This window comes from Pseudomonas sp. DL (assembly GCF_047199225.1).
Lineage (GTDB): Bacteria > Pseudomonadota > Gammaproteobacteria > Pseudomonadales > Pseudomonadaceae > Pseudomonas > Pseudomonas aeruginosa.
Genome location: NZ_CP178323.1, coordinates 2,813,684 through 2,827,487, shown reverse-complemented (window position 1 = coordinate 2,827,487; position 13,804 = coordinate 2,813,684). Strand labels below are relative to the sequence as shown.

Sequence of the window (13,804 nt, the reverse complement as noted above, 5' to 3'; positions counted from 1 at the left end):
TATCCGTCCTACCCCAATGCGACCCTCCGCAGGGCGAATAGCGCCGCAGGCGTTATCCGCCGACACTCCAGCCCCCGCCCCGACCGCGTCCGATTTCGCTCACTCGAAGCGCAGGCTTTCCCGTACCGCGCGGATTTCCGCCTGGCTGGCGTCGTAGGCCTCGGCCAGGCCGGCATAGGACAGCGAATAGGCCGAGGTCTTGCCGGCCGCGGCGAGCAAGGTCTGCTTCATCACCACGGCGCCGCGCTGGCGAATGGTGCAGGTGGTCTCCAGCGCCGCCAGCCCGCCGGTGGTGGACGGCTGCGGCGAGGTGCAGGCGGTCTGCAGGCCATTGCGCAGGAACTCGATCTGCACCAGCTTGCGCATGTGCCCGAGGACTTTCTCCAGGTTCACTGCCTGCCCGCTCTGCAGGGGCATCCGCGTTACCTCCATCACCAGTGCCTGGGAGCCGTCTGCCTGCAACTTGACCGCGCGCTGGCGCTGGCCGGCGCCGGCCTGGCCGGGCTGCGCGGCGGGCAGGTCGCTGACCTGCCAGCCCGCCGGCCAGCGCGCCATCGACGCCTCGGCCAGGCTCAGCGCGGACAGCGTGCCGATCGCCAGGGCCAGCCAGCGCCAGCCGTTGCGTCGCGTTTGCGCCTGCCTCACGGTGTACCCTCCTCTTCGCGTCCCTCCACGGCCGGCCGGGGCTGCCCGAGGGGCTCCTCGAAACGCAGCAGGCGTCCGGCATTGCCCAGCACCAGCAAGGTGCTGAGGTTGTGCAGCAGTGCCGCGACCATCGCCCCGGCCGCGCCGAGCAGGCCGAAGGCTGCCGCGGCGACGATCGCCAGGGTCCAGCCGAGGCCGATCGCCACGTTGACCTGCAGGGTCCGCCGGCATTGCCGGCTGAGCCGCACGCAGGTGCCGAGCCGGCGCAGGTCGCTGCCGATCAGCACGATATCCGCCGAGGCCAGGGCGATGTCGGCGCCGCCGGCGCCCATTGCCACCCCGACCACACCGGCCTTCAGCGCCAGCGAATCGTTGATGCCGTCGCCGACCACCATCGGCCGGAAACCGCTGCCGATCTCCGCGCCGACCTGGCGCAGCTTGTCCTCCGGCAACGCCTGCGCCACCAGTTGGCGAATCCCCACCTGCTTGGCCACGGCGTCGGCCACCGCCCGGCGATCGCCGGTCAGCAACAGTTGCCGGCCCAGACCCAGTTCGCGCAGATCGGCCAGGGCCTCGGCGGCCTCCGCGCGTACGCTGTCGGCCAGCAGCAGCCAGCCGAGGAAGCGCCCGTCCAGGGCGATTCCGGCGATCGGTCCCTCATGCTCCGGCACCTCGCTGGCGTCGATGCCCAGTTGCTGGAACAGTTCGGGCCGGCCGAGGGCGGCTTCGCCCGCCGCTGTTCGTGCGACCACGCCGAACCCCTGGCGTTCGCGAATATCGCTCAATGGATGATAGGCATCGTGCGCCGCCAGGGCTGCCAGCGCTCGGCTCACCGGATGGCTGCTGGCGGCACCGAGGCTGGCGGCCAGGCGCAGCACCGACGCCTCCTCAGCGGCATCGGCCAGGCGCAGCGCCTGCAGGCGCAGGCTGCCATGGGTCAGGGTGCCGGTCTTGTCGACCACCAGCGAAGTCAGGTCCGCCAGCTCCTCGAGGAAGGCCGAGCTGCGGATCAGGATGCCATGACGGGCGGCCACGGCGATCCCGGCGATAGCCGTGGCCGGGGCGGACAGCACCAGGGCGCAGGGACAGGCGGCGACCAGCACGGCGAGCATGGCCTGGGCATCGTTGGTGACGAACCAGGTGACCGCGGCGATCAGCAACACCAGCAACATGTACTGCCCGGCGTAGCGCTCCAGCAGGCGGGTGATCGGCGGCTTGGCGCGCTCGGCCTGCTGCATCAGGCCGATCACCTTGCCCAGGGTCGAGGCCTCGCCGGTACGGGTTATCTCGATGCGCAGCAGGCCGTCGAGGTTGATCGCGCCGCCGTAGACCTCCATCCCCGGCGCCACCTCGAGCGGCACCGACTCGCCGGTGATCGGCGCGGTGTCGAGACTGGCCTGGCCCTGCAGGACCCGCCCGTCGGCCGGAACCCGGTCGCCGGCGCGCACTTCCACCTGGTCGCCCGCTCGCAGGCTGGCGTTGTCCACCTCGCTCAGGCTGCCGTCGGCCTCGATCCGCCGGGCATGGCTGCGGGTCAGCTCGCCGAGGGCGGCGATGGCCTCCTGGGAGCCGATCACGCTGCGCTCCTCCAGCACGTGGCCGAAGATCATGATGATCGGCAGCAGCGCGGCGGTCAGCAGGTCGCCGCTGGCCCAGGCGCCGAGCATGGCCAGCGCGATCAACTGGTCGGTGACGCCGTGCAGGCTCGGATGCCGCAGGCTGTCCCAGGCCGAGCGGGCCACCGGCAGCGCCACCAGCAGCGACGCGACGCCGAGCAGGATCTGGCTGACCCCGGCCTGGTCCGCCGCCAGCCAGCGCCAGGCCAGGCCGAGCAGCAACAGGCCGAGGGCGAGCATCGCCAGGCTCAGCTGGCGCGCGGCGCGGCGCTGCTCGTCGCGGCTGAGCAGGCCGCCGCCGAACGGCAGGTGATGATGGTGATGCGCGCAGCCGCCATGGCTGCCGTGGGCGGTCGGCTCGCTCATGCGCACCTCCCGGGGCGAGCCGCGGCGGCTATTGCGGGAAGCGCGCGTCCGGCCGGCGTACGTAGTCCAGGGCTTCCTTCTCGGTGAGCTCCCAGATCTGCTTGACCTGCCCGTTGTTGTCGCTCTTCAGGCCGACGAAACTGCCCTTGAGCTGGGGCATGCGGCCATAGACGATGAACAGGTTCTGCGCCGTGCGGATGCGCACCGACGGCGCCACCGAATAGCTGACGGTCTTCTTCCCCAGCCCCAGGGTGAGCACGCTGCGCAGCAGGCTCTGCTTGGGCTTCTTCAGGGTGATGACCGGGTACTGCGCGCTGGCCACGAAGCCCACCAGCATGTCGCTCGGCAACTGCCGCGCCAGCGCCTCGCCGCCGCACAGCAACAGCGCCAGCCCGCACAGCAGGGCCCTGCCGGGTGATAGCCGCGCACCGTTGCCCGTGAATGGAATACCGCCTGCCGTCATTGCCCGTCCCGTTCGCCTGGTTGTTCGACTCGGCGCCGCGTTCCGCTGGCGGAAGCGCGTACCGAAGGTTGATGCCGACGCAGGGTAGCCGTTTCACGTTCGCTTGTCCGTCCATTGTTTCACAGCCCGCGAAGGGCACCGTCGGGCAGCGGCTCATGGCTGCCCACCTTGCAGAATCAGGCGGCCATCGTCGCGCGGATCGACGCTGCCGACCGAACCGGCCTTGCCGAGGATCGCCGGCACCCGTTCGCGGTACAGGCGCCAGAGCAGGCCGGCATCGGTCGCGCCCAGCGCCGGGGCCAGGCCAACGATGCTGGCGGTGTCGCGGCGCGCCTGGGCCAGCCGTTCGCCGGCCTCGGCGCGGGCGAGCTGCAGGGTGCGGTCGGCCCCCTCGGTGGCGGCCTGGGTGAGTTTCTCCGCCTCGGTGCGCGCCTTGGCGACGTTCTGCTCGGCCAGTTGGCTGGCGGTCAGCACCGCGTTGAAGGCGCTTACCGCATTGCGCGGCAGGCTCGACTGCACGTCGACCCGCACCACCTGGATGCCCAGCCCGCTGCCGGCCGCGGCCAACGCCGCCAGGCTGTGGTTGATGCCCTGCACCAGGTCGCCGCGCAGGCGTTCGCGGCGCTCGGCGACCGCGCTGTCGTTGCCGAGCAACTCCGGGCGCGCCACCAGGATGGTGTCCAGGTCGCGCGCGGCGCAGACCTGCACGGCGTTGCGCGCCACCAGCCGGTCCAGCGCCGGCAGCACGTGGGCGCCCTGGAGGACGTAGGCGTACGGGTCGTCGACCTTGTAGAACACCCGCACGTCCAGTTGCACCACCCCGGCGTCGCCGGTCAGCAGGTAGCCGGAGCCGGCCAGCGCGTCGCTGGACAGGCTGACGTCGAGGTCGGCGCGACGCGCCTGCTCGGAACGCAGCAGGCCCTCGACGCGGCGTTCGATCACCTGTTCGGCGGACGGCAGCAGCACCACCTGCTCCAGCGGCTGCGGCCAGGCCAGCAGCAGGCCGGGACCGGCCAGGCGCTCCAGCGCGCCCAGGCGCAGCACTACGGCGCGGTTCTCCGGGCCGATCTGGCGGACGTTGGAAAACGCCCAGGCCAGCGCCGCCAGGAGGGTCACGCCGAACAGTGCGAGGAACGCCAGGCGTCCGGCCTGCAGCCAGGGGCTGCGCAGCCCCTCGCGCGCTTCGCCGCTCATGGCCGGCGCCCGTTGGCCGGCGCTTCGGCGGGGAGCGCCGGCGGCCCGTCGACCAGCACGCGGAACGGTGCGGCATCGGTGCGCAAGACCAGCCGGGTATCGCCGTTGACGATGGTGCCGAGGGTGTCCAGCGAGCGCAGCAGGTTGTATAGCTGCGGCGAACCGGCGTAGGCCTTGCCGTAGATGCGCGCCGCCTCGACCCGTGCCTGGGCCTCGATCTCCGCGGCTTTCACCGAAGCCTCGGCCTGGATCACCCGGGCGTCGCGCTCCGCCGCCGAACGGATCTCCGCGGCCTGGCGACGGCCCTCGGCGGTACGCTCGGTGGCGATGGTCTCGCGCTCGGCGCGCATGCGGTCGACGGTGGCGCCGAGGGTCACCTTGGGCAGGGTCAGGCGCTCGATGCCGACCTGCACCACCTTGACCCCGTAGGTCGCCAGCAACTGATGGTCGATCTGTTCGCGCAGGCGCGCTTCGAAGTCGCCGATACGCACCCGCGACGCCTCGGTATTCACCAGGTCGGCCAGGTCATAGGCGCTGGCGGTGGTTTCCAGCGCCGAGCCGACGAAGGTGCGCAACTGCCGGGCAGCCTCGTCCGGCTGGTTGCGCACCGCGCGCATGAAGCGCTGCACGTTGTCGGCGTCGCCCTGGACCTGCCAGGCCACGTAGGCCTGGACGATGATCCGCAGGCCATCGCGGGTGCCGACGTCCTGCAGGCCGCTGGAGGTGGTGCGCAGGCGCAGGTCGACCGGGATCGCGCTCTCGAACGGCAACGGCAGGCGCCAGGCCAGGCCCGGTTCGAGCAGGACCCGCGCCGGGTTGCCGAAACGGGTGATGACCATCGCCTCGCCGGAACGTACCTGCACCAGGCAAGCGGCGGCGACGGCGAACAGCACCAGCAGCGCGGCGACCAGCAGCCGGCGCCAGGGCGGCGCGGCCTGTGCGCCGTCATCGTGATCGTGATCGTGATGATGCTCGTGGTGGCTGTGCGAGTGGGAGTGACCGAGGCTCAAGAGCGCTCTCCTCATGGTGCGGATTGCCCGGCCGCGGACGCCGGAGCGGCGGACGGACGGGACGAAGACGGGGAATCCAGGCGGCCGAGGCCGAAGCTGCGCAGGTCGATGGTCGGCGCGCCGGCGCCGGCGATGCGGTGGTCGATGAGCAGCAGGTTGGCCTTGCCCAGGCCGCGTCCGAGTTGGCGGTAGTAGGCCTCCAGCAGGAAAGCCTGGCCGGCGTCGGCATAGCCTTCCCGCTCGGCGGCGAAACGCCGGTCGGCGGCCTGCGCGGCGGCCAGGGTCTCGCGGGCCTGCGCGCTGGCCCGGTCGTGCGCCACGCTGGCCTGTAGTTGCGCCTCGTTGCGCTGCGCGGCGGCCTGCCCGCGCTCGCGGGCGATCAGCGCCTGGGCGGTGATCTGCGCGGCCTGCACCGCGTGGTAGGCATTCGCCGCACCGGCCGGCGGATGGATCGCCTCGACCGCCGCGCCCAGTACCTCGACGCCGCTGCCGAGGCGATCGAGATCGGCCTGCACGGCCTGGCCGATCTGCTCGGCCAGGCCCGCACGCTGCTCGCCGAGGACCTCGTCGAGGGTCCGCGAGGCGAAGGCATGCACCAGTACGCGGCTGGCGGTGCTGCGCACCAGCGTCGGCACGTCGGCGCTGCGGTAGGTCGCCGCCAGCGCCGATGCGTCGTCGAGAGCGATGCGGTAGACGATGCGCACGTCCATGTTGACGATCTGGAAGCTCTGCCGACGGTCGGCCAGGCTGGCGATGACCTGCGATTTCTCGCTGACGTGGGAGGCGTCCCACAAGCGGTTGGCGCTATCCGGGGCCGGACCTTCGGCGGGCGCGAGCGGCTCGGCTCCGCCGTCGCCGGCGGCGACGCTGGTGGCCAACTCGTGGACCACCCCGTTCTCCACCGCCAACACCCGCCCCAGCGGCCAGGGCAGCCCCAGGTGCAGGCCGGGGCCGAGCACCGCGACCGGCTTGCCGAAGCGCTCGTAGACACCCCGTGCATCCATGCCGATCTCGCGTACGCCGCTGAGCAGCCAGCCGCTCAGCGACACCACCGCCAGCACCGGCAGGAACGCCCGCCGCATGAAACCGAAGGCCCAGACCTGGCGCAGGTCGATGCCGAAGCGCTGGTGCAACTCATGCTGCAGACGCTGCAGGGGACGCGGCGGCCAGCGCAACAGGTCGGCCAGCAGGCTGGTGGCGACCAGGCGCGGTTCGAGGCCGGCACGCTGCGGCGCGAACATCGCCAGGATCGCCCTGCCCAGCAACTCCAGCGCCAGCGCCGCCGGCAACAGGCCGAGCAGTACCGCCAGGCGCGGGGCCCAGGGGTGTCCCTGGCGAGCCAGGAACAGACAGAGGGCGGCCAGCACCAGGGTACCGATCAACGCCCGCGCCAGTTGCCCGAGGACCGGGGCTTCCGGCCACTGCGCCGGCCCTTGGCTGGCGAGGCGACGTTCCAGCACCAGCACCGCGAAGGCCAGCAGCAGGCAGATACCGATGGCGAGGTCGGCCGCTTGCCCGGAACTGGCCGGCGGCAGGTCGAGACGCCAGCCGGCGGCCACCAGGCACAACGCCAGCGCCGCGCTCGCCGCCAGCCACAGCGCAGCGTGCCCGAGCTGGGCCAGGCCGTGGGCGATGGCCTGGCCCAGGCGCTCCAGCAGCCGTTCATAGGCGCTGTCGGCGGTGGCGTCGGGTTCGTCCCGCTGCCAGCGCAGCCAGGCAGGCCGCGCGCTGGCCTCCGCGCCGAGGACCACGCAACGCCAGGCCGCGACCCGGTAGGCCGCGTGCAGACCGGCGAACAGGACCAGCCAGGCCGCGCCGAGGTTGTACAGCAGCGGCGGCCAGAGCGAGTCGGCGGCGAACAGGCCGATGAAGAACCCCAGCACGGCGCAGGCGGCGGCCAAGGCGACGCTGGCCGCTGCCCATCGCCACAGCTGGCGCAACTGCCGGGGCGCCTGCTGGAAACGCGGCAGCGATTCGGCGGCGACGCCCTCGGCGTCCAGGTCGACTCTCATCTTCACTCCAGGCAAAACTCGAAGGTACCGGCCAGGCCGGCGCAAACGCCCGCAACTTTATAACAATGCGCGTTAAGAAGTTGTCATGATTTGAAAAACAGTCTGCATCCCAAGGCTCTTGACTGGAAGACGAGAGTCTGTGTGCAGCACCCTGGGCAACACCTAACCAATCGAAAGGTTCTAAGCAGCCGGGAAAAACCACCGGACATCCGTGCAAACGACCATTCGTCGGCAATTCTCATTCAAATCGGATTTCTTATAACCAATCCGCATAGGCCTACCGGAGCCCTCATCTCCCCCGCAAAGGCACGCCATTCCGGGCCTCGACGCGTAGCCGGCAGGCCTTTTCGCATAGCCTGACGGTTTTATAACAGCGGCAGAGCGTCAATAATCCGACCATCGACTGTGATAGCGTCAAAAAAGAATCATATCGATCCTTTGTAGCGTTATCCGGTGCCATGCAGTCCTTATCGAACAACCGCCGGGGCCTCGCCAAGCCCCGGTTCGAGCCACGCATTGCGTGGTCGCAGCAAACGTTTGTGCGGATTACCCCAGGAGGCTCGCCCATGACCGAATCGACTGCCGGGGCCGGAGTCCATGGCACAGCCTCCGGACAGGCTGGCGAAAGCCCTGCCGCGCGCAGGGAACGATCGCCGGTGACGGATCGTCGATGAGCCGGGGGAAGCCATGCGAAGCCTGATCGGGATGACGTTCCTGAACTCCTCCGTAGGCCAGCGCCGGCTGCGCCAGAACGGTATCGTGCTGCGCCTGGGACCGGTAGTCGCGGATCGCCGGCGCGCGACCCTGCCGCACCGGCAAGGCCACTGCCTCGATCGTCAGGATCTGGAAACCCTGTTGCTATGGCTACAGCGGCACTTCCTCTGCGTGCCCCTGGAACACCTGCTCGAAGGCCCCGCTCCAGCCTGCCTGCGGATCGCCCTGAGCGTCGACGGCAACCCTGCGGAACTGGCCGAGCTGGTCTATCCGCTGCTGGAACGCTACGAAATGCCGGCGAGCGCCTTCATCGGCGGTGACCCGCGCAGTTGGCGCGAAGCGGTGGCCGAGACGCTCTGGCAGGCCGATGCGACTGCCGCCGGACCCTTGCTGGAACTGCTGGAGGGTTACAGCGGCGCGGCACTCATGGCGGTGTTCGAACGCACCGGCGACGACCAGCGTCGCAGCCGCAACCTCGACCTCCTCCTGCGCAAGCTGGAACGCCTCGACCCGGCCTCGCAGCAGGCCTTGCACGCGGCCTGCCCGGTTCCCGCACCGTACAGCGCTGGCGACTGGGAGCGGGTCCGCCGCCTGGAAAACAGCGGCCTGCTTCGCTTCGGCCTGCGCGGACAGGAGCCGCACCCATCGGCAGGCCTTTGCGCCGAGGACTGTCTCGGCCGCGCCCACCGCCAGCTCCAGCAGCATTGCGCCGCCCCCCTGCCGGTGTTCTGCCAAGCTCGCACCACACCCGCCGCGCAACCCGGCCTGCGCGCCGCCCTCGGTCGGCTTGGCTACCGCTTCGCCTTCGGCGCGCGCAATGGCCTGGTGGATACCCGTTGCGACCCGCTGGACCTGCCGCGCATCGAGGTGGATGCGGCGATCGCCGCCCGTCCCGGCCGGCTGGCCTGGCACATCTATCGTGGAGCCCGCCCATGAGCATGGCTTCCAGCCCGTTCCCAAGGAGGCGCGACAGGCAGTCGCCCTCCGCCGGAAGACCGCCCGAACCACGGGAAGCGAACGCGCCGTCGCCCGCCATGCCGCAGCGACGCCGCTCTCAGGGATATGGCCAGCCCAGCTGGCCCGGTATCAGCAAGGATCGTCCCATGACTGCAGACACCCCTACCTCTGTCGCTACCATCAACCACCTGCTGCTCGGCGCGCCCTACACCAGCCCACTGGTGATCCCCGGCGACTGGCTGGTCGACGAGCTGGAAGGCGCCGTGGAGGTCGGCGGCTTCACCGACGGCCTGTTCCGCTGGCCGACGCGCAAGCGCAGCGGCCGCCCTTCGCCGATTCTCTGCGGCGACCTGCTGCGCGCGGTACGTACCGAATGCGCCGAGTCGGTGCAGTTCTGGTGGGGTTTCAGTCCGAGCCTGGTGGGGCGCTGGCGCCGCGCCCTCGGCGTGACCCGCCGCAACAATCCCGGCGACCAGGCGGTGGCGCGCGCCCGCGCCGCCCTCGCCCGCTCGCTGGACCGCAAGGCGCCGCCGAAGGCACCGGCCGCCTGGTCCAGCGAAGAAGTCGAGTTCATCCGCCGCCACGGCAGCAAGCGCAGCCTGGCCTGGTGCGCCTACATGCTCGGCCGCAGCTACCAGAGTGTCGCCAGCAAGGCCGAGGAGCTTTCCCCGCACAGCGGGCGCGACCGCAACAATGCGATCTGGAGCAAGTCCGAGGAAGATCTGTTGCGCCAGCACTACCAGCAGCGCGGCTCGCTATGGTGCGCGCAGCAGACCGGCAAGACCCGCGCAGCGGTATTCCACCGGGCCAAGAAGCTGGGCCTGCAACGGCAGCGGCCGAAACACCCGTGAGGCCGGTCGCCGCCCTCTCCCGCCGAGGCGAGAGAGGGCCAGTGCTCAACCGCGGTAGTAGCGCTGCGCCACGAAGGGCATCTTGCTGACCACCAGGGTCACCGGCTTGCCGCGCACCATCGCCGTCACCTCGCTGCCCAGGCCGGCCAGCTCGCTCGGCACGTAGCCCATGGCCAGCGGCGCGTTGAGACTCGGACCGAAACCGCCGCTGCTGACCTTGCCGATCGCCCGCCCCTGGGCATCGACGATCTCGGCGCCCTCGCGCACCGGCATCCGCCCCTGCGGCAGGAAACCGACGCGCTTGCTGGCAACGCCCTGCGCCTGCTGGGCAAAGATCCGCTCGGCGCCGGGGAAGCCGCCGGCGCGCACGCCGTCGGCGCGGCGCGCCTTGGAAATGGCCCAGCCGAGGCTGGCTTCGACCGGCGTGGTGGCGCTGTCCATGTCGTGGCCGTAGAGGCACAGGCCGGCTTCCAGGCGCAGCGAGTCGCGCGCGCCGAGGCCGATCGGCGCCACTTCCGGCTCGGCCAGCAGGCGCCGCGCCAGGGCCTCGGCATGGGCGGCGGGCACGGAGATCTCGTAGCCGTCTTCACCGGTATAGCCGGAGCGGCTGACGTAGCAGTCCTGGCCGAGCAGCTCGACGCGGGCGAACTGCATGAAGGTCATCTGCGCCACCTGCGGCGCCAGGCGCTCCAGCACCCGCACCGCCGCCGGTCCCTGGAGGGCGAGCAAGGCACGCTCCTCGAACAGCGGCTCGACGCTGCAACGGTCTTCCAGGTGACGACGCAGGTGCGCCAGGTCCTGGTGCTTGCAGGCGGCGTTGACCACCAGCAGCAGGCAATCGCCGAGGTTGGCCACCATCAGGTCGTCGAGGATCCCGCCCTGCTCGTCGGTGAACAACGCGTAGCGCTGCTGGCCCACCGGCAGGTCGAGGATGTCCACCGGCACCAGGCTTTCCAGGGCCAGCGCCGCATCGGCGCCCACCAGGCGGATCTGGCCCATGTGCGAGACATCGAACAGACCGGCCTGCTCGCGGGTGTGCAGGTGCTCCTTGAGCACCCCGGCCGGGTACTGCACCGGCATGTCATAGCCGGCGAAGGGCACCATCTTCGCCCCCAGTTCCAGGTGCAGGGCGTGCAGGGGCGTCTTGGCGAGGGTTTCTGCGGTCATGTTTCACTCCATGGCATCCCGGCCTCCTGTCTGCCGGAGAGCCGCGATCGATTGTCGGGAAAGAAAAAAGAAGCGCCGGCGCAGCGGCGCGGTTCAGCATTCGATGATGTTCACGGCGAGGCCGCCGCGCGCGGTTTCCTTGTATTTGCTTTTCATGTCGGCGCCGGTCTGGCGCATGGTACGGATGACCTTGTCGAGAGAGATGAAATGCTGGCCGTCGCCGCGCAGAGCCATGCGCGCCGCATTGATCGCCTTCACCGAAGCCATCGCGTTGCGTTCGATGCAGGGCACCTGGACCAGCCCGCCGACCGGGTCGCAGGTCAGCCCGAGGTTGTGCTCCATGCCGATCTCGGCGGCGTTCTCGACCTGCTGCACGCTACCGCCGAGCACTTCGCAGAGCGCTCCGGCAGCCATCGAGCAGGCCACGCCGACCTCGCCCTGGCAACCGACCTCGGCGCCGGAGATCGAGGCGTTTTCCTTGTAGAGGATGCCGATCGCCGCCGCGGTGAGCAGGAAGCGCACCACGCCGTCGTCGTCGGCCCCGGGGATGAAGCGCGCGTAGTAATGCAGAACCGCCGGAATGATCCCCGCCGCGCCGTTGGTCGGCGCGGTCACCACGCGGCCGCCGCTGGCATTCTCCTCGTTCACCGCCAGGGCGTAGAGGTTGACCCAGTCGAGCACACTGAGGGCGTCGCGCAGACCGGCCTCCGGCCGCTGGCACAACTGGCGGTGGAGCGCCGCCGCACGGCGCCTGACCTTCAGCCCGCCGGGCATGATGCCCTCGTTGCGGCAGCCGGCCTCGACGCAATCCTGCATCACCTGCCAGATACGCAGCAGGCCGGCGCGGGTTTCCTCGGCGGGGCGCCAGGCCTTCTCGTTCTCGGCCATCAACTGGCTGATCGACAGGCCTTCGCGGGCGCAATGGTCGAGCAGTTGCCGCGCGGTCTTGAAGGGGAACGCCAGCGGCGTGCGGTCCTCGACGATGCGGTCGAGGCCGGCGGCCTCGTCGTCGACCACGAAACCGCCGCCCACCGAGTAGTACTCGCGGCTGCGGACCTGCAGGCCGGCGGCGTCGAAGGCACGGAAGATCATGCCATTGGGATGGTAGGCCAGCGGCTTGCGGATCAGCGCAAGGTGTTCCTTCTCGACGAAGCGGATCGGCCGCTCGCCGAGCAGGCGCAGCTCGCCGCTGGAACGGATGGCATCGAGCCGAGCGGGAATCGCGGCGGTATCCACCGTGTCCGGCTGCTCGCCCTCCAGGCCGAGCAGTACCGCCTTGTCGCTGCCGTGGCCCTTGCCGGTGGCGCCAAGCGAGCCGTACAGCTCGACCTTGACGCTGGCAGTGGCCTCCAGCAACCCCTCGCGCCTCAGCCCCTCGGCGAAGCGCGCGGCGGCACGCATCGGCCCCACGGTGTGGGAGCTGGACGGCCCGATGCCGATCTTGAACAGATCGAAGACACTCAGGGACATGCTCGTCTCCGCTTGCGGATTGGCCGCCACCACGGCGGCGTTCCTGTTCAATCAGCGTAGACCGGGAAGTGCCGGCAGAATTCGCCGACCTGGCCCCTGACCCGTTCGCCGACCTCGGGATTGTCGATATCGTCGAGGATGTCGCAGATCCAGCCAGCCAGTTCTCGGCACTCGCCCTCGCGGAAACCGCGAGTGGTCACCGCTGGGGTGCCGATGCGGATGCCGGAGGTGACGAACGGGCTCTGCGGATCGTTCGGCACGGCGTTCTTGTTCACCGTGATGTGCGCCGCTCCGAGCGCCGCGTCGGCGGCCTTGCCGGTCAGCCCCTGCTTCACCAGGCTGATCAGCATCAGGTGGTTGTCGGTGCCACCGGAAACCACGTCGTAGCCGCGCCCGATGAACACCTCGGCCATCGCCTTGGCGTTGCGGATCACCTGCGCCTGGTAGTCCTTGAAGCCCGGCTCCAGCGCTTCCTTGAAGCACACCGCCTTGGCCGCGATCACGTGCATCAGCGGGCCGCCCTGGGCGCCGGGGAATACCGCGGAGTTGAGCTTCTTCTCGATCTCCTCGTTGGCGCGCGCCAGGATCAGGCCGCCGCGCGGGCCGCGCAGGGTCTTGTGGGTGGTGGTGGTGACTACGTCGGCGAAGGGGATCGGGTTCGGGTAGAGGCCGGCGGCGACCAGCCCGGCGACGTGGGCCATGTCGACGAACAGCAGCGCGCCGACCTTGTCGGCGATGGCGCGGAAGCGCGGGAAGTCGAGGGTCTTGGAGTAGGCGGAGAAGCCGGCGACGATCATCTTCGGCTTATGCTCCACGGCCAGGCGCTCGACTTCGTCGTAGTCGATCAGCCCGGTAGCGGTGTCCAGGCCGTACTGCACGGCGTTGTACAGCTTGCCGGAGGAGGACACCTTGGCGCCGTGGGTGAGATGGCCGCCGTGGGCCAGGCTCATGCCGAGGATGGTGTCGCCGGCGTTGAGCAGCGCCAGGTACACCGCGGCGTTGGCCGAGGAACCGGAATGCGGCTGGACGTTGGCGTAGTCGGCGCCGAACAGTTGCCTGGCGCGGTCGATGGCCAGCCGCTCGACCTTGTCGACGTGTTCGCAGCCGCCGTAGTAGCGCTTGCCCGGATAGCCCTCGGCATACTTGTTGGTCAGGCCGCTGCCCTGCGCCTGCATGACCCGCTTGCTGGCGTAGTTCTCCGAGGCGATCAGTTCGATGTGGTCTTCCTGCCGCCGGTCTTCGGCGTCCATCGCGGCGAGCAGTTCGTCGTCGTAGCCCTGGAGCTGGTCGTGCTTGCTGAACATGGCGCTGGCCTCTTGTCGTGTCGGTGTCAGGACGC

At 70.2% G+C, this 13,804-nt stretch carries 11 protein-coding genes; 2 read left to right on the top strand and 9 right to left on the bottom strand.

What is annotated here, in order from left to right; all coding sequences use genetic code 11:
* Positions 1–99: 99 nt before the first annotated feature.
* From ACI766_RS13380 to hflK, 6 genes are all read right to left on the bottom strand, one after another.
* Positions 100–645: a DUF4946 domain-containing protein gene (locus ACI766_RS13380; protein ID WP_023109991.1), complete on the bottom strand. Its 546-nt coding sequence runs from the start codon at positions 643–645 to the stop codon at positions 100–102.
* Positions 642–2,627 (bottom strand): cation-translocating P-type ATPase, encoded by a 1,986-nt coding sequence (locus tag ACI766_RS13375; protein ID WP_003102964.1) that lies wholly within the window; start codon positions 2,625–2,627, stop codon positions 642–644. The genes ACI766_RS13380 and ACI766_RS13375 overlap by 4 nt, the downstream gene beginning before the upstream one ends.
* Positions 2,628–2,655: 28 nt before the next feature.
* A complete protein-coding gene (locus tag ACI766_RS13370; RefSeq protein ID WP_003089693.1) occupies positions 2,656–3,090 on the bottom strand; it encodes a hypothetical protein in 435 nt (144 codons plus the stop codon).
* A 153-nt stretch (positions 3,091–3,243) separates the two neighbouring features.
* Complete coding sequence (locus ACI766_RS13365; RefSeq protein WP_003113076.1) at positions 3,244–4,284, bottom strand: SPFH domain-containing protein; 1,041 nt, start codon at positions 4,282–4,284, stop codon at positions 3,244–3,246.
* Positions 4,281–5,294 (bottom strand): protease modulator HflC, encoded by a 1,014-nt coding sequence (hflC, locus tag ACI766_RS13360; protein ID WP_003160362.1) that lies wholly within the window; start codon positions 5,292–5,294, stop codon positions 4,281–4,283. Before hflC ends, ACI766_RS13365 begins: the two co-directional genes overlap by 4 nt.
* Before the next feature lie 11 nt (positions 5,295–5,305).
* Complete coding sequence (gene hflK, locus ACI766_RS13355) at positions 5,306–7,306, bottom strand: protease modulator HflK (RefSeq protein WP_003160363.1); 2,001 nt, start codon at positions 7,304–7,306, stop codon at positions 5,306–5,308.
* Between the two features lie 687 nt (positions 7,307–7,993).
* Here hflK and ACI766_RS13350 point away from each other — a divergent pair.
* The gene (locus ACI766_RS13350) at positions 7,994–8,956 is read left to right on the top strand and encodes a hypothetical protein (protein ID WP_023090543.1); all 963 of its coding nucleotides are present in this window, start codon (positions 7,994–7,996) and stop codon (positions 8,954–8,956) included.
* Positions 8,953–9,828, top strand: a complete 876-nt coding sequence (locus tag ACI766_RS13345) for a hypothetical protein (RefSeq protein ID WP_003119384.1) — start codon at positions 8,953–8,955, stop codon at positions 9,826–9,828. The genes ACI766_RS13350 and ACI766_RS13345 overlap by 4 nt, the downstream gene beginning before the upstream one ends.
* Positions 9,829–9,873: 45 nt before the next feature.
* Here the strand turns inward: ACI766_RS13345 and gcvT are convergent, their stop codons facing one another.
* The 3 genes from gcvT to glyA all read right to left on the bottom strand — a co-directional run bounded on the left by gcvT (position 9,874) and on the right by glyA (position 13,769).
* The gene (gcvT, locus tag ACI766_RS13340) at positions 9,874–10,995 is read right to left on the bottom strand and encodes a glycine cleavage system aminomethyltransferase GcvT (protein ID WP_003122380.1); all 1,122 of its coding nucleotides are present in this window, start codon (positions 10,993–10,995) and stop codon (positions 9,874–9,876) included.
* 93 nt (positions 10,996–11,088) lie between these two features.
* Positions 11,089–12,465, bottom strand: coding sequence for an L-serine ammonia-lyase (locus tag ACI766_RS13335; protein ID WP_023085281.1), 1,377 nt, complete (start codon positions 12,463–12,465; stop codon positions 11,089–11,091).
* Between the two features lie 47 nt (positions 12,466–12,512).
* Positions 12,513–13,769: a serine hydroxymethyltransferase gene (gene glyA, locus ACI766_RS13330; protein WP_003162506.1), complete on the bottom strand. Its 1,257-nt coding sequence runs from the start codon at positions 13,767–13,769 to the stop codon at positions 12,513–12,515.
* Positions 13,770–13,804: the final 35 nt, after the last annotated feature.

What these genes read in the sequence shown, in the direction of transcription:
- ACI766_RS13375 (WP_003102964.1), bottom strand. Translation starts at nt 2,627, where the DNA reads ATGAGCGAGCCGACCGCCCACGGCAGCCATGGCGGCTGCGCGCATCAC.
- ACI766_RS13370 (WP_003089693.1), bottom strand. Translation starts at nt 3,090, where the DNA reads ATGACGGCAGGCGGTATTCCATTCACGGGCAACGGTGCGCGGCTATCA.
- ACI766_RS13365 (WP_003113076.1), bottom strand. Translation starts at nt 4,284, where the DNA reads ATGAGCGGCGAAGCGCGCGAGGGGCTGCGCAGCCCCTGGCTGCAGGCC.
- hflK (WP_003160363.1), bottom strand. Translation starts at nt 7,306, where the DNA reads ATGAGAGTCGACCTGGACGCCGAGGGCGTCGCCGCCGAATCGCTGCCG.
- ACI766_RS13350 (WP_023090543.1), top strand. Translation starts at nt 7,994, where the DNA reads ATGCGAAGCCTGATCGGGATGACGTTCCTGAACTCCTCCGTAGGCCAG.
- ACI766_RS13345 (WP_003119384.1), top strand. Translation starts at nt 8,953, where the DNA reads ATGAGCATGGCTTCCAGCCCGTTCCCAAGGAGGCGCGACAGGCAGTCG.
- gcvT (WP_003122380.1), bottom strand. Translation starts at nt 10,995, where the DNA reads ATGACCGCAGAAACCCTCGCCAAGACGCCCCTGCACGCCCTGCACCTG.
- ACI766_RS13335 (WP_023085281.1), bottom strand. Translation starts at nt 12,465, where the DNA reads ATGTCCCTGAGTGTCTTCGATCTGTTCAAGATCGGCATCGGGCCGTCC.
- glyA (WP_003162506.1), bottom strand. Translation starts at nt 13,769, where the DNA reads ATGTTCAGCAAGCACGACCAGCTCCAGGGCTACGACGACGAACTGCTC.